Source organism: Streptosporangium vulgare (assembly GCF_042428775.1).
In the GTDB taxonomy this organism is placed as follows: Bacteria; Actinomycetota; Actinomycetes; order Streptosporangiales; family Streptosporangiaceae; genus Streptosporangium; species Streptosporangium vulgare.
Genome location: NZ_JBHMBS010000001.1, coordinates 1 through 14867 on the forward strand (window position 1 = coordinate 1; position 14867 = coordinate 14867).

A 14867-nucleotide genomic window follows, 5' to 3' on the forward strand; every position below is an offset into this window, starting at 1 on the left:
AATCGCAGCATCCTGGACGCGGGCTGGGGGGTGTTCCTGACGATCCTCCGCTCGAAGGCTGAAAGCGCCGCGAAGGAGATGATCGCGGTGAACCCCGCCAACACCTCCCGCACCTGTGCCCGATGCGGGCATTGCGCGAAGGAGAACCGCCTCACTCAAGCCGAGTTCCGGTGCGTATCGTGCGGGCATGCCGCGCACGCCGACGTGAACGCGGCGACCAACATCCTCAGGGCAGGGCTTGCCCTTCGCCACGTCGCGCAAGCGGCTTAACGAGAAGCCGCTCCCTTCAAGGAGCGGAGGAGTCACGCACTGGCACCCGTCCGCTTCCGACCCCGTTCGCCATGGCCCTTCGGCCGCGAGGCGGAACTGCCCGCCACCAACTGGGAACGCGAGGTCGCCTGGGCGTCGGCAGAGTCGGGACCGGTTTCGGGCTGGAGGTGCTGATCTCGGTGCCGCTGGGCGTCGCGATGGGCACCTCGGCCGTGGCGCTGGCCCTGCTGGAGCCGACAGCCGGCCTGCTCCGATACATGTCGGCCGCCGCTTTCATCCCCCTGCTCATCATCTAGCTCGGCCTCGGCGAACCCTCCAAAATCGCGACCCTTGTGCTGGGCGTGGTGTTCTTCAACATGCTGATGGTCGCCGACGCTGTACGGCGGGTGTTCGGTGAGCTGGGCCCGGCGGCGGCCACCCTCGGCGCCAGGCGACGCGGAGGAGGCCGTCCTGCTCGCCCAGCGGGTGCTCGTCTTCGCCTGCGGTCCAGGCAGGGTCGCCGCCGAGGTTCCGATCGGCCTGCCCGCCTACCGGGCCCTCACGGTCAAGCGGACCTCCTCCTTCCTCGGTCTGCGTGCCACGGTCGAGGATCTGGTCCGCTCCCACATGCTGACGCCGGAGAGGGAAAAGGTGTAGAACGATATTCTGTGTCTCTCCGGGCGGGTGTCCCGGTGGGCCTTCGAGGGGGATGCGGGATGGTCGATCTGGTGCTGTCGTCGATCGAGCGGGGCGTGCTGACGCTGACCTTCAACCGCCCGGACCGGCTCAACGCCTGGACCGACGAGATGGGCCGCCGCTACTTCGACCAGCTGGCCGAGGCCGAGAAGGACCCGGAGGTCCGGGTGATCGTGGTCACCGGCGCGGGGAGGGGTTTCTGCGCCGGTGCGGACTTCCAGACGCTCACGGCCCTGCAGGACGGCTCCTACGAGGGGCGGCCCGACCCGCGTCCCACCACCTTCCCGACCACGATCCGCAAACCGATCATCGCCGCCGTCAACGGTGCCTGCGCCGGGCTCGGCATGGTCCACGCCCTGCTCTGCGACCTGGTCTTCACCGCCGCGGAGGCCAAGTGGACCACCGCCTTCGCCCGGCGCGGCCTGATCGCCGAGTACGGCATGTCGTGGGTCCTGCCCCGTCTGGCCGGTCAGGCCAAGGCCATGGACCTGCTGCTGTCGGGCCGTACCTTCACCGGCGCCGAGGCGTACGAGCTGGGCCTGGCCGGCCGGTCGGTGCCGGGGGAGAGGCTGATGGAGGAGACGCTGGCCTACGCCCGCGAGCTGGCGACGCACAGCTCCCCGGCCTCGATGGCCGTGATCAAACGTCAGGTCTGGGGTGACTGGCAGCAGAGCCTGGAGGCGTCGGAGCGGGCCGCGACGCGCCTGATGGCCGAGTCCTTCGGCCGGTCGGACTTCGCCGAGGGCGTCGCCAGCTTCGTCGAGCGCCGCGCCCCCGGCTTCCCGCCCCTGTAACTCCCTGTGGCTCCCGGTGGCTTCCGGCCGGGTCCCCTTCCGGGTGGCGGCGAACACGGGACACCATCGGGACGCCCGAACGGCGCGGGCCGTCCTGGATCAGGCGGGCGGTTCTCCGGTCACGAGCGCCGCGAGGCCGTCGAGGATGCGGTCCATGCCGAAGGCGAACTCGTCGTCGGGACCGCCGGGCATGTCGAAGACCCGGCCTTCGAGAAGCTCGTGGATCTCGGGGAAGCGCTCGGCGTCGGTGAGCCTGGCGAGTGACCGGGCGTAGCCGGACAGCGCCTCCTCGTCGGTGACCTTGGAGGCGTCGAGGGCGTCCTGGAGATCGGCCAGGAGCGCCACCTCGGTCCTGACGAAGCCGTTGACCAGCAGCAGCGCCGCCAGCTTCGTGTCCGGGGCGAGCCGCGTGCCGCGCAGGCAGCGCAGCCCGGCCTCCAGCCAGGCGACGTGGTTGGGCATGATCCCCGGGCCCGTGATGGGGATGCGCAGCGACCAGGGGTGCCGCTGCAGGGAGGTGCGCATGGCGCCGCCCCACCGCTGGAGGCCCTGGCGCCAGTCCTCGCCCGGCTCCGGGAGCGGGGGAGGCGGGCCGAGCACCGCGTCCGTGACGAGCATGAGCAGGTCGCCCTTGGAGGTGACGTAGCGGTAGAGGGCCATCGTGGAGACACCGAGCTCGGCGGCGATCTTGCTCATCGAGACCGCGGGGAGCCCCTCCGCCGAGCCCACCCGAAGGGCCGCCTCCACGATGTGCTCCAGGCTCAGGGTGCGCTTGGGACCCTTGCCCGGCCGCTCGCGCAACCCCCAGGCGATCTCCACGCTCTCCGGCACTTCCATCGCGCTCCCGGGCTTGACCGTCCTTTCCCGTGAGTGTATATCTTACGCAATACCGCGTATGCCATAAACAGTAGAGCGTACGCCATACACAGGAGGGGTAGTGGAACCAGCGATAGAGGTGACCGGCCTCACCAAGTCCTACGGCCGGGTCGCCGTCCTGACCGGCGTCGACCTGCGCGTCGCCAGGGGCAGCGTGTACGCGCTGCTCGGTTCCAACGGCGCGGGCAAGACGACGACCGTGCGCACCCTGGCGACGCTGGTCACGCCGGACGCGGGGCGGGCCACGGTCGCCGGGTTCGACGTCGTACGCGACCGCCGCCGCGTCCGCCGCGCCATCAGCCTGACCGGCCAGCACGCGGCGGTCGACGAGCTGCTCACCGGCGAGGAGAACCTCCGGATGATGGGCCGCCTGTCCGGCCTGTCACGGAGAGGGGCTCGCCGCAGGGCGGCCGAGCTGCTGGAGCGGTTCGACCTGGTCGAGGCGGGCGGGCGGCGGGTCGGCACGTACTCGGGGGGCATGTGGCGACGCCTGGACCTGGCCGCGGGGCTGGTCGGCGCGCCGTCGGTGATCTTTCTCGACGAGCCGACCACGGGACTCGACGTGCGGAGCAGGCAGGCGATGTGGGAGGTGATCACCCGCCTCACCGGCTCGGGCACCACGGTCTTCCTGACCACCCAGTATCTGGAGGAGGCCGACAGCCTGGCCGACAGGATCGCGTTGCTCGACGGCGGGCGGGTGGTGGCGGAGGGCACCGCCGACGAGCTCAAGGCGAGGGTCGCCGCCTGGCGGCTGGACCTCGTCCTGGCCGACGCCCGGTCGTTCGCCGAGGTGACGCGCGTCCTCGGGGCGCGTGCCGTCCACGCCGATCCCGGCAGGCTGACAGTCGGGGCGGCCACGGACGGGAGCGCCGCGCAGATCCGCGCCCTGCTGGACGAGGTGGACCCGGGGCGCTCGGCGGTCGAGAGGTTCACCGTGCGGGGCGCCACGCTCGACGACGCGTTCCTCGCTCTGACGGACACCGACGGACAGGGGGGCGGGCCGGTGTCTGACCTCGCCGTGATGGATGCCGCGATGGATGCAGTGACGGACGGGGAGCGGCGGGTGTCCGGCACCATCGCTGAGGACGGGAGGCGGGCCGGTGTCTGACCTCGTCGCCTGGCCGGTCATGACCGGCCGCGCCGTCCGCCTGTCGCTGCGCAACCTCGACGCGCTGATCACCTCGTTCCTGTTGCCCGTCATGGTCATGCTGCTGTTCGTCTACCTGTTCGGCGGCGCGATCCAGACCGGCACCGACTACGTCACCTACGCCGTCCCCGGCGTCCTCGTCATGTGCGCCTCCTACGGCGCCTCCCTGACCGCGGTCGCCGTCAGCCAGGACATGAGCCGGGGGATCGTCGACAGGTTCAGGTCGATGGACGTCGGCGGCGCGGCGTTCCTGGGCGGGCACGTGGCCGCCGGCACCGCGCGCAACCTCGTCTCGCTCGTCATCGTGTTCGTCGTCGCGTTCGCGCTCGGCTTCCGGGCGGACGCGGACCTGTCCGGCTGGGCCGGGGCGGCGGGCATCCTGGTGGTGTTCGTCCTGGCCGTCTCCGCGGTCTCGGCCGTGGTCGGCCTGCTGTCCAGGACGCCGGAGACGGCGGGCGGTTTCACCTTCTTCGTGATGTTCCTGCCCTACCCGAGCAGCGCCTTCGTCCCGGTGCGCACCATGCCCGAGTGGCTGCACGGGTTCGCGGAGAACCAGCCGGCCACGCCGATCATCGAGTCCGTGCGCGGCCTGCTGCTCGGCCGGCCCGTGGGCGACGATCCGTGGAAGGCGCTGGCCTGGTGCGGCGGTCTCCTGCTGCTCTCGGCGGTCTTCTCCGGCAGGCTGTTCCGCCGCCGCGCCCGCTGAGGTGGCGGGGATGCCGAGGGCGGTGCCGGTGGCGCGGCTGCGCTGCCCTCGGCATCCTCGCCACCCGCGCCGTCCCCGCCACCCGCGAGGGAGGCGTCGCGCCGGAGACCACCGGGCCCGGCGGGCCGGCGGCGGGGGACTCGGGGACCCGGGTGACCAGGCTCAGCTGACCAGGGTGAGCCAGTGCGGCGTGTCCCCGAAGGGGGCGGTGCGGGCGGTGACGGCCTCCATCAGCCAGGCGGCCGAGGCGCGGGCCCGCTCCACCACGTCGGGCGGGTAGGCGTACTTCACCCGGTGCTCCTCGAACTCGTCCTCGTCGTCCAGGAAGACCCGGCTCGCGCGGCCCTTCAGCAGGTTCCGGCGGGTCCGGATCACGTCGAGGTCCAGGTCGACCATGGTGACCTCGCCGTCCCTCCACTCCGGCACCGTGGAGATGTCGCAGTAGATCTCGTGCTTGTGCGGGGCGGCGTTGAAGGCGGCCGTCCACCAGGCGTCGCGGGGGAAGAGCATCACGAACGGATGCGGCCAGGGGACCGCGGGGCCGTCGCCCTTGTGTCCGCTGGAGTCGGCCACGCAGCCCGTCCACACCCCGTGCTCGTCCTCGCCGAGCAACAGGCCGCGGTGGTGCCAGTGCAGTGACCCGTCGTACTTGCGGTAGACCACGTTCACGCTCTCATAGGACATTCCCCGACATTAAGGCTTGACAGAGATCTATGTATTTCCTACCTTCTAAATAGGTTAAGAGTGTCAGTGAGAAGCCCCGGCTGGCTGACCGGCAACCCTCGCACCGCGGCGGGGTGCCCCCGGGGGAGACCGGGCGGCACGGTGGGCGTGCCGCAAGCGCGGACCCCTTCACCAGGGTCACCGAGACATGCCCGGGAGTGCCACATGTCGAAGACCAGCACACTGAACCACGCGAGCCCCGTCGACCTCGACACCCACGGCCACTACCGGCCCGGTGGCAGGCCCGGCCCGCGTTATCCCTTCCAGGGGCGGATCGGCACACCCGCCTTCCCCGCGGAGCCGGGGCGCTACCACCTCTACGTCGCGGCCGTCTGTCCGTACGCGCAGCGCGCGGCCATCGTGCGCTCCCTCAAGGGACTCCAGGACGTGGTCTCGCTCTCCTACGTCGACGACGAGCGCGACGGGCGCGGGTGGGCGTTCCGCGAGCGGCGCGGCGCCGACCCGGTCAACGGGTTCACCCTCCTGCGGCAGGCGTACGAGGTGACCGAGCCCGGCTTCGACGGGCACGTCTCGGTGCCGGTCCTGTGGGACAGGAGGACCGGCCGCATCGTGAGCAACGACTTCCCCGACATCACGATCGACCTGGCCACCCGGTTCGGCGGCGACCCCGACGCCGACCTCTACCCGGAGGAGCTCAGGCCGGAGATCGACGAGCTCAACACGAGGATCTACGAGATCGTCAACACGGCGGCGGGCCGGGTGGCGGCGGCGACCACCGAGGCCGGGTACGCCGAGGCGCGCGGGGCCGTGGTCGCCTTCCTGGACGAGCTGGACGCCCGCCTGGCCGACCGCAGGTTCCTGTTCGGCTCGGGGATCACCGAGCCGGACGTGCGGCTCTGGCCGACCCTGCTCCGCTTCGACCTGAGTGACAACCCGGCGGCCAGGATCAGCGAGCGTCCGCTCACCGCCTTCCCCAACCTGTGGGCCTACGCCAGGGACCTGTACGCCCACCCCGCCTTCCGCGAGAACACCGACTTCACCGTCATCGCCCGCCCGTCGGGCGAGACCGACGCCTGGCGGATCCCGGTCGAGCCGTTGCACGCCGACTGGGACCAGCCGCACCGCAGAGCCGCCGTATGAGCGCCTCGATCGCCGTCGTCGGCGCCGGGCCGACGGGTACCTGCCTGGTGGAGCGCATCTGCGCCAACGCCGCCGACCTGCTCGGCTGGCCGTCGCTGGACGTCCACGTGATCGACCCCCACCCGCCGGGCGGCGGGCGTGTCTGGCGCCACGACCAGCCGGACCTGCTCTGGATGAACTCCGCCGCCGCCGACGTGACGCTCTTCACCGACGAGTCGGTGCGCTGCGAGGGGCCGATCCGCCCCGGGCCCACGCTGGCCGAGTGGCTCGGCGGCGACCCCGGCAGGTTCGCCTCCCGCCCGGCGCAGAACGGCTACCTCTCCCACGTCTTCCGGCACGCGGTGGCGAACGCCCCGCGCGGCGTCCGGGTGCACGTGCACGCCGCCCGCGCCGTCGACCTCACCGACGTCCCCGGCGGGCAGGCGGTGACGCTGGAGGACGGCCGGACGATCGAGGCCGACGCGGTGATCCTGGCCCAGGGGCACGGCGACGTGACGCCGACGAGCGAGGAGGGCGCGCTCGCCGGCCTGGCCTCGCGCTCGGGGCTGCGCTACCTGCCCACCGGCTACGCGGCGGACCTCGACCTGGACGGCATCCCCGCCGGGGAGCCGGTGATCATGCGGGGGATGGGGCTCGCCTTTGTCGACCTGATGGTGCTGCTCACCTCGGGCCGGGGCGGCCGGTTCGTCCGCGAGTACGACGGGGAGCTGGTCTACCTGCCCAGCGGGCGCGAGCCCCTCATGCACGTGGGGTCGCGGCGTGGCGTGCCGTACCACTCCAAGACCGGTTACCCCTTCAGGGGCGCCCGCCCGCCGGTGCCGCGCTTCCTCACCCGCGAGGCGCTGGGCGAGGGGCCGTGGAACTTCCGCCGGGACGTGTGGCCGCTGGTCGCCAAGGAGCTCGCCTTCGCCTACTACCACGAGCTCATCACCTCCCACCCCAAGCGCGTCAAGCTGGGCTGGGCGGAGTTCGAGGAGGGCTTCGCCGCCGAGGAGTGGCGCAGCCTCGGGATGCGCAAGCTGATCCGCGAGACCGTGCCCCGGCACCTGGACCGGCTCGACTTCGACCGGCTCGACCGGCCGCTGGACGGCATCCGGTTCGGCGACCAGGCCGGCCTGCAGAAGTGGATGCACGGCTACCTCGCCGTCGACCTGCAGCGGCGCTCCGACCCCGCGCACAGCGCCGACCACGCGATGATCCTCGGGCTGCTCTCCGTCTACGGGGTCCTCGCCGAGCTGGGCATCTCCGACCCGTGGTTCGCCGGGTTCTTCAGCTACGTCGCCAGCGGCCCGCCGGGACCCCGGCTGGAGGAGCTGCGCGCCCTGGCCAGGGCGGGGGTCGTCACCTTCCTCGGCGCGAACGTCAAGGTCGACCACCACGACGGGCGCTGGCGGGCGCAGACCCCCACCGTGCCCGGCGGCGTGACGGCCACCACCCTCGTCGAGGCGAGGCTGCCCGCGCCCAGCGTGAGCCGGGCCGTCGACCCGCTCGTCTCCGCGCTCCGCGACCGGGGCGAGCTCGACGAGGAGTCGGGCCTGGTGAACGTACGGCCCGCCGACCGCCGCCTGCTCGACAGGTCCGGCACCCCGCACCCCCGCAGGTTCGCCTTCGGCCCCTGGGTCGTCGGCGGCCGGGCCACCGGCGGCTTCGCCAGGCCCCGCCTCAACGCCCCGCTCTTCCGCCACGCCGACGCCCTCGCCCGGATCGTGCTGTCCGAGGCCGCCGGAACCCAGATAAGACGGCACGTCGCGTGAACCGCCCCGATCGCCCCGGCCGGCGCGTCACCGAACCGGCCGGGCACCCCGCACCAGAGCACGTCGTACAGAACCAGGCACCGGGAAAGCGCGAGGAGAAGAACGTGAAGTTGCGATGGGGCGCCCTGGCGCTCGCCGGGGTGCTGGCGCTCGCGGCGTGCGGAGCCGAGAGCGGGGCCCCGGGCGCGGCGGCCGGAGGCGAGGGCGGCGGTGGCGACGGGGGGTCGCTCGTGTGGGCGGTGGAGACTCAGCCGATCACCTTCAACCCGCACCAGTGGGGCCAGAACAAGGCCCGCCTGCTGGTCCACAACCAGTTCGACGCCCTGATCGCCCGGGGCGAGAACGGCGAGTTCCTGCCGTGGCTGGCGAAGTCCTGGAAGGTCTCCGGGGACGGGCTCACCTACACCTTCGAACTCCGCGACGACGTCACCTTCCACGACGGCGAGAGGTTCGGCGCCGCCTCGGTGAAGGCCAACCTCGACCAGCTCGTCTCGCCCGGCTACAACGCCGCGGTCAGCGCCATCCAGCTGCGCAACTTCGGCAAGGCGGAGGCGACCGCGCCGCACACCCTGAAGGTCACGCTGAAGGCCCCCGACGGGCTGTTCCTCGACTTCCTCTCCTCCCCGTACGCGGGCCAGGTCTCCCCGAAGTCGTTGAAGAACGCCAAGGACCTCAAGGCGGGCGGCGTCGACGTGGTCGGCACCGGGCCGTTCATCCTCGACCGGTTCACCCCCGGCCAGGAGGTCCACTACAGGCGCAACCCGAACTACAACTGGCCGCCCACCGGCGCCGCCCACCAGGGACCGGCGCACCTGGCCGACCTCACCTACCGCTTCCTGCCCGAGGCGGCGGTCCGCGTCGGCGCGCTCACCTCCGGGCAGGTGCAGGTGATCGAGGGCGTGCCCGCCACCGAGGTCGGCCTCATCAGGAGCGACCCCGAGCTGAGGCTGGAGACCAGCCTCAACTCCGGGAGCGCGTTCTCCTACTACTTCAACACCTCCCGCCCCCCGTTCGACGACAAGCGGGTCCGCGAGGCGTTCCGCGACGCCCTCGACGTGGACGCGGTGCTCAACTCCGTCTACCAGGGCACCGCCAAGCGGGCCTGGAGCGTCATCGGCCAGGGCAGCCCGCGGTTCTACGACCCCTCGCTGGAGAAGACCTTCGGCAACGACCCGGCGCGGGCCAACCGGCTGCTCGACGAGGCGGGCTGGAAGGAACGCGACGCCGAGGGCTTCCGGGTCAAGGACGGCAGGAGGCTGACCGTGCGGACCGTCAACGCCGCTCCGTTCGTCCGCGACCGCCGCGACGTCCTCGCCCAGGCCGTCCAGGCGGCCGTCAAGCAGAGCGCGGGGATCGACTTCCAGGTCAGGATCGTGGACCAGGGCACCGCGCAGAAGGCCATCGACGACAACGAGTACGAGGTCTTCGAGAACTCGCGCGGCGACACCGACGCCGGGGCGGCGCTCAACCTGATCCTGGCGAAGGGCGCCGCGATCAACCGCACGAAGTTCGAGAGCGCCGAGCTGGACAGGCTGCTCGCCGCCGCGTCGGCCACCGCCGACCTCGCCGAGCGCAAGGAGCTCTACGCGAAGGTGCAGAAGCTCGTCGTCACCGACGAGGCGATCCTGCTCCCGGTCTACGTGCCCGCCGACCAGATCGCCTACGGCGCCGGGGTCACCTTCGAGCCGGTCTCCGGCACTCCCAACAGTGCTTACGACGTCCGGACAGGGACGTGAGCACTCTCACACTCACCCGGCGGCGGGGGCTGGCCGCCGCCGGGTGGCTCGGCCCGGTGGTCCGGCGGCTCGGAGCGGGCGTCGCCGTGCTCTGGGGCGCCGCCACCGCGGCCTACCTCGCGCTGATGCTCGTCCCCGGTGAGACGGTCGACGTGCTCATCGGGGACGGCCTCGACACTCCCGAGCGGCGGGCGCAGATCATCGCCGAGTGGGGGCTGGACCGCTCCCCGCTCCAGCAGTACGGCGACTATCTGCTCCGCCTGCTCCACGGAGACCTGGGCCACTCCTACCTCCTGCAGCGCGGCGTCGGCGAGATCCTGTCCTCCCAGATCCCGCCGACGATCCAGCTCGCGCTCACCGCCGCGCTCTTCGGGGTCGTCCTCGCCCTGCTGCTCGCCCTGAGCACCGCCGGGCGCCGCCCCTGGCTCGGCGGCCTGGCCGGGCTGTCGGAGCTGGTCGTCGTCTCGGTCCCGCCGTTCCTCATCGGCATCCTGCTGCTCGCCGTCTTCTCCTTCACGCTCGGCTGGTTCCCCGTCTCCGGTGACAGGGGGCTCGTCTCCCTCGTGCTGCCGGGGCTCGCGCTCGGGCTGCAGATCGCCGGGGTGCTCGGCCAGGTGCTCCGCGAGGGCCTGGAGCGGGCGCTGGAGGAGCCGTTCGCGGTGACCGCCCGCTCGCGCGGCATCACCGAGTGGCGGCTCGTCGCCCGGCACGCCCTGCGCCACGCGCTGCTCCCCGCCGTCACCCTCACCGGCTGGTTCACCGGCTACCTGCTCGGTGGCGCGATCATCGTGGAGGCCGTGTTCGGCCGCCCCGGGCTCGGCCAGGTCACCGTCAACGCGGTGAGCGGCAAGGACATGCCCCTGGTGATGGCGGTCGTGCTGATCTCCGCCCTCGCCTACGTGACGGTCAGCACGATCGTCGACCTCGCCTATCTCGCGATCGACCCCCGCCTGAGGAGGAGCCGATGACGGTCCTGCCGCGCTCGTCGTGCCTGTCGCGCTTGTCTTGCCCGGCGCGTTCGTCGCGTTCGTCGCGTTCGTCGTGCTCGGCGGGGGAGGAGGCGGTGGTGTCACGGTCGCCGTACCGCCCGAGGAGGAGCCGATGACGACGATCACGGAGGCACCCGGTGTCGCGGCCGTCGCCCCCGCCGCCGCCGGGCGCGGGTACGGCTTCAGTGCGCCGCTGGTCGCGCCGCTGCTGTTCCTGGCGGTCGCCGCGGTCGCCGCCGTGGCGCCCGGCGTGCTGACCGGTGTCGACCCGCTGGCCGCCGACCCGCTGCACGCGCTCGCCGGGCCGAGCGCCCAGCACTGGTTCGGCACCGACCACCTCGGCCGCGACGTGCTGTCGCGCGTCGTGCACGGCGCTGGGCACTCGCTGAGCATCGGCGCCGCCGCCGTCCTGCTCGCCGCCGGGGTCGGCACCCTGCTGGGTGTCCTGGCCGGACTGTCCCCCCGCTATCTCGACGAGCTGCTCAGCCGCCTGTTCGACGTCGTGGCGACCTTCCCCGAACTGCTGCTCGCCCTGCTGGTCATCGCCATCACCGGTCCCGGCACCGGCAACGTGATCCTCGCGATCGGCATCGCGCAGATCCCCAACTACGCCCGGGTGATCCGCGCCCAGACGTTCGTGGTGCGCCGCTCCGGCTACGTCGAACAGGCGGTCACCTTCGGCCTGGCCAGGCCGGCGCTGATCGCCCGCCACGTGCTGCCCAACGTGCTGGGCCCGCTGCCGGTGCTCGCCACGATCGGCATGGGCACCGCCATCATCGCCACCTCCGGGCTCAGCTTCCTCGGCATGGGCCCGCAGCCGCCCAGCCCCGAGTGGGGCTCGATGCTGTCGGAGGCCCGCAACTACCTGCGCGTCGCCTGGTGGACCGTGCTCTTTCCCGGCCTCTCCGTCACCCTGACCGTCATCAGCCTGACGCTCGTCGGGCGCCGCCTGCAACGCCGTTTCGAGGGGAGAAACCGTTGAGCCTCATCGACGTCGAGGACCTGCGGGTCTGCTTTCCCAAGGCCGGGGTGCGGGCCGTACGGGGAGTGAGCCTGTCGATCGAGGCGGGCGAGTGCGTGGCGATCGTGGGGGAGTCCGGCTCCGGCAAGAGCGTCACGGCCAGGAGCCTGGTCGGGCTGGCCGGTCAGGGCGCCGAGGTCGCCGAGGTCACGGCCTCCCGGTTCGCGGTGAACGGCCGGGACGCGCTCCGGTTCGGCGCCCGCGACTGGCGGCGGCTGCGCGGCCGGTTCGCGGGGCTGGTGCTCCAGGACGCGCTGACCTCGCTCGACCCGCTCCGTACCGTCGGCGACGAGATCGCCGAGGTGCTCGCCACCCACGACGTCGTCCCCCGCGCCGCCCGCAGGGAAAGGGTGATCGAGCTGCTGGAGGCGGTCGGGGTGCCGGAACCGGAGATGCGGGCCCGGCAGTACGCCCACCAGCTGTCCGGGGGGCTGCGCCAGCGCGCCCTGATCGCCTCCGCCATCGCCGCGAGCCCGCCGTTGATCATCGCCGACGAGCCGACGACCGCGCTCGACGTCACCGTGCAGGCCCAGATCCTGCGCCTGCTCGCCGCCCGCAAGGCCGAGGGCACCGCGCTGCTCATGATCAGCCACGACCTCGCCGTGGTCTCCGCCGTCGCCGACCGCGTACTGGTCATGAAGGACGGGGTGATCGTCGAGGAGGGGCCGACGGGGCGCGTGCTGTCCGCGCCCCGGCACGACTACACCAAGCTGCTGCTCGCCGCCGTACCCTCCGCGGTCTCGCGCGGCACCCGCCTGTCGGCCATCGCCGCCGGGGGGATCGCGCTGCGCACCCCGCTGCCGGAGCGGACCGTGGACCACGCCGCGCCGATCCTGGAGGTCTCGGGGCTCTCGGCCGCGTACGGCTCGCGCACGGTGGTCGACGACGTGTCCTTCGAGGTCTACCCCGGCGAGACGCTCGGCATCGTGGGCGAGTCGGGTTCGGGGAAGACGACGGTCGCCCGGCTCGTCCTCGGACTGCTCGAACCCGCCTCGGGGGAGATCCGGCTGGGCGGCGACCCCTGGTCGGGGATCCGCGAGCGCCGGAGGCGTTCCCGCAGGTCCCGCATCCAGGTGATCTCCCAGAACCCGCTCGACTCCTTCGACCCCCGCTACACGGTGGGCCGCCTGGTGGCCGAGCCTCTTCGTGGCGCCTCCGCCGACCGCGGCTCCTCGGGAGGCGTCCCCTCCGGGAACGCCTTCCCGCCTGGTGGCTCTTCCGGGAACGGCTCCCCGCGCGGTCTCTCCTCCGAGAGCGGGTTCTCGCGTGCCGCTCCTTTCCGGCGAGGCTCCTCGCGCGGAGCCCTCGCCGACCGGGTGGCCGAGCTGCTGGGCCGGGTCGGTCTCCCCGCGGACGTCGCCGGCCACCACCCTCGCCGGCTGTCGGGCGGCCAGCGCCAGCGCGTCGCCATCGCCAGGGCCCTCGCCACCCGTCCCGACGTGCTCGTCTGCGACGAGCCGGTCTCCGCGCTGGACGTGTCGATCCAGGCGCAGGTGCTCGACCTGCTCGCGGAGATCCAGGCCGCCGACGGGACCGCGCTGATCTTCATCTCCCACGACCTCGGGGTGGTCCACCACGTCGCCGACCGGGTGCTGGTCATGCGCGGGGGGCGGGTCGTGGAGGAGGGGCACGTGGACGAGGTGTTCTTCCTGCCCCGGCACGACTACACCCGCGAGCTGCTCGGCGCGGTGCCCAAGCTGGTGTCGGCCGAGCCCTGACGGAGGCCGCGGATGTCGGGCAGGACCAGCACCCCCAGGCAGGAGACCGCCAGCAGCGCCGCCGCCCCGTACAGGGTGGGTGCCGTGCCCACCGCGCCGGCCAGCGGCCCGGCCAGGGCCATGCCGAGGGGGGTGAGCCCGAGGGAGAGCAGCCAGTCGTACGCGGAGACCCGTGAGATCGCCTCGGCCGGGATGTGCTCCTGTACGGCGGTCTCCCACAGCGGGGCCATGAACGCCAGGCCGCCGGTCATCAGCCCGTAGGCCGCCGCGACGGTCAGAGCGGGCGCCTCGGCGGCGAGCAGGACCAGCGGCAGCGCGCCGAGCGCGAGCGCGAGGTTCGCCGCGACCAGGGGCTTTCGCGGCCTCACCCGCAGCGCCAGCAGCGCGCCGCACAGGGCGCCGACCGTGCCGCCCTGCACGATCGTGCCCCAGGCGAGCTCGCCGCCGAGAGTCGTGACGGCGATCACGGGGCCGATCGTGATGAGGGCACAGCGGCTGAGGTTCCACAGGGAGTGGCCGACGAGGTTCGTCCAGTACCACCGGTGGCGGCGCAGCTGCGCCCAGCCCTCGGCCAGCTGCCTGAGGAACCGCTCGCGCGGCGCGGGCGGGATCGGCGCGAGCCGGAGCCGGCCCAGCAGCACCGCGCTGGCCGCGAACGTCACGGCGTCCAGGAGCAGCGCCCAGCCGGGCCCGACGGTCAGGGCGAGGGCGGTGGCGATCCCCGGGCCGAGCAGCACGGACCCGCGCTGGGCGATCGCCATGAGCGCGTTGGCCCGGGGAAGGTGCTCCGCCGCGACGGTGGCGGGCACCAGGCCGGTCGTGGCGGGCAGGAAGAACGCCGAACCGGCCCCCGAGACGGCCGCCAGCGCCGCCAGGTGGACGATGTCGACCGTGCCGGTGACCAGCTCGAAGCCCATGGCGGCGTGGGCGAGGCCGCGTACCACGTCGGCGCCCATCATCACGCGACGGCGCGGGAGCCGGTCGGCCCACACGCCGCCGGGAAGCATCAGCGCCACCGTGGCGATCGACTGGGCGGCCAGGACCACCCCGAGGTCGGTGGCCGAACCCGTCGTGGTGACGATCGCGAGCGCGAGGGCCACGGCGGTGATGGAGTCGCCGATGTACGACAGGGCCTGGCCGGTCCACAGCAGGCGGAAGCGGGGGTCTCGCAAGGGGGCCCAGGGGCCGGACGAAGGGGGCATGAACGAGAAAGTACTACGAAATAATAATATATGCATCCGTATTAAGGATGGACTGGTGGAGAGTCCGAGGGGGACCTGGTGAGGGCACCAACGGCGACCTGGTGGAGGTCCTCGAGGCCGGCCTGGTGGATGGGTGCTGAGGGAATGCCGTGGGA

At 72.6% G+C, this 14867-nt stretch carries 15 protein-coding genes and 1 riboswitch; of the genes, 12 read left to right on the forward strand and 3 right to left on the reverse strand.

Annotated features, from left to right (window positions below; all coding sequences use genetic code 11):
* The 4 genes from ACFFRH_RS00005 to ACFFRH_RS00020 all read left to right on the forward strand — a co-directional run.
* A partial coding sequence (locus ACFFRH_RS00005; RefSeq protein ID WP_386152977.1) for an RNA-guided endonuclease InsQ/TnpB family protein occupies window positions 1–270 on the forward strand: 270 nt, incomplete at its 5' end.
* Between the two features lie 167 nt (window positions 271–437).
* On the forward strand, window positions 438–566 hold the full coding sequence (locus tag ACFFRH_RS00010) for a hypothetical protein (protein ID WP_344748902.1): 129 nt from the start codon (window positions 438–440) through the stop codon (window positions 564–566).
* Window positions 567–663: 97 nt separating this feature from the next.
* Complete coding sequence (locus tag ACFFRH_RS00015) at window positions 664–906, forward strand: hypothetical protein (RefSeq protein WP_344748901.1); 243 nt, start codon at window positions 664–666, stop codon at window positions 904–906.
* A gap of 59 nt (window positions 907–965) precedes the next feature.
* Entirely contained in the window at window positions 966–1739 is a 774-nt protein-coding gene (locus ACFFRH_RS00020) for an enoyl-CoA hydratase-related protein (RefSeq protein ID WP_344748900.1), read from the forward strand.
* A 99-nt stretch (window positions 1740–1838) separates the two neighbouring features.
* Here ACFFRH_RS00020 and ACFFRH_RS00025 read toward each other — a convergent pair whose 3' ends face one another.
* Window positions 1839–2576 carry a TetR/AcrR family transcriptional regulator gene (locus ACFFRH_RS00025; protein WP_344748899.1) on the reverse strand — a complete coding sequence of 246 codons (738 nt, stop codon included), beginning with the start codon at window positions 2574–2576 and terminating at the stop codon, window positions 1839–1841.
* A 100-nt stretch (window positions 2577–2676) separates the two neighbouring features.
* Between ACFFRH_RS00025 and ACFFRH_RS00030 the strand changes: the two genes are divergently transcribed.
* Both ACFFRH_RS00030 and ACFFRH_RS00035 read left to right on the forward strand, forming a co-directional pair.
* On the forward strand, window positions 2677–3723 hold the full coding sequence (locus ACFFRH_RS00030; protein WP_386152983.1) for an ATP-binding cassette domain-containing protein: 1047 nt from the start codon (window positions 2677–2679) through the stop codon (window positions 3721–3723).
* A complete protein-coding gene (locus ACFFRH_RS00035) occupies window positions 3716–4468 on the forward strand; it encodes an ABC transporter permease (RefSeq protein WP_344748896.1) in 753 nt (250 codons plus the stop codon). Before ACFFRH_RS00030 ends, ACFFRH_RS00035 begins: the two co-directional genes overlap by 8 nt.
* Window positions 4469–4630: 162 nt before the next feature.
* Here the strand turns inward: ACFFRH_RS00035 and ACFFRH_RS00040 are convergent, their stop codons facing one another.
* Window positions 4631–5152: a DUF402 domain-containing protein gene (locus ACFFRH_RS00040; RefSeq protein ID WP_386152987.1), complete on the reverse strand. Its 522-nt coding sequence runs from the start codon at window positions 5150–5152 to the stop codon at window positions 4631–4633.
* Between the two features lie 52 nt (window positions 5153–5204).
* Window positions 5205–5317: riboswitch (SAM riboswitch) on the forward strand.
* A 39-nt stretch (window positions 5318–5356) separates the two neighbouring features.
* Between ACFFRH_RS00040 and ACFFRH_RS00045 the strand changes: the two genes are divergently transcribed.
* The 6 genes from ACFFRH_RS00045 (at window position 5357) to ACFFRH_RS00070 (ending at window position 13510) form a co-directional block, all read left to right on the forward strand.
* Window positions 5357–6292 (forward strand): glutathione S-transferase C-terminal domain-containing protein, encoded by a 936-nt coding sequence (locus ACFFRH_RS00045; protein WP_344748895.1) that lies wholly within the window; start codon window positions 5357–5359, stop codon window positions 6290–6292.
* Entirely contained in the window at window positions 6289–8046 is a 1758-nt protein-coding gene (locus ACFFRH_RS00050) for an FAD/NAD(P)-binding protein (RefSeq protein ID WP_386152991.1), read from the forward strand. The genes ACFFRH_RS00045 and ACFFRH_RS00050 overlap by 4 nt, the downstream gene beginning before the upstream one ends.
* Before the next feature lie 104 nt (window positions 8047–8150).
* Window positions 8151–9782, forward strand: a complete 1632-nt coding sequence (locus ACFFRH_RS00055) for an ABC transporter substrate-binding protein (protein WP_386152994.1) — start codon at window positions 8151–8153, stop codon at window positions 9780–9782.
* The gene (locus tag ACFFRH_RS00060; RefSeq protein ID WP_386152997.1) at window positions 9779–10750 is read left to right on the forward strand and encodes an ABC transporter permease; all 972 of its coding nucleotides are present in this window, start codon (window positions 9779–9781) and stop codon (window positions 10748–10750) included. The genes ACFFRH_RS00055 and ACFFRH_RS00060 overlap by 4 nt, the downstream gene beginning before the upstream one ends.
* Window positions 10751–10769: 19 nt before the next feature.
* A complete protein-coding gene (locus tag ACFFRH_RS00065; RefSeq protein ID WP_386153000.1) occupies window positions 10770–11753 on the forward strand; it encodes an ABC transporter permease in 984 nt (327 codons plus the stop codon).
* Window positions 11750–13510 carry a dipeptide ABC transporter ATP-binding protein gene (locus ACFFRH_RS00070; RefSeq protein ID WP_344749186.1) on the forward strand — a complete coding sequence of 587 codons (1761 nt, stop codon included), beginning with the start codon at window positions 11750–11752 and terminating at the stop codon, window positions 13508–13510. The genes ACFFRH_RS00065 and ACFFRH_RS00070 overlap by 4 nt, the downstream gene beginning before the upstream one ends.
* Here ACFFRH_RS00070 and ACFFRH_RS00075 read toward each other — a convergent pair.
* Window positions 13456–14712: an MFS transporter gene (locus tag ACFFRH_RS00075; protein ID WP_386153004.1), complete on the reverse strand. Its 1257-nt coding sequence runs from the start codon at window positions 14710–14712 to the stop codon at window positions 13456–13458. The genes ACFFRH_RS00070 and ACFFRH_RS00075 overlap by 55 nt on opposite strands.
* Window positions 14713–14867 lie beyond the last annotated feature (155 nt).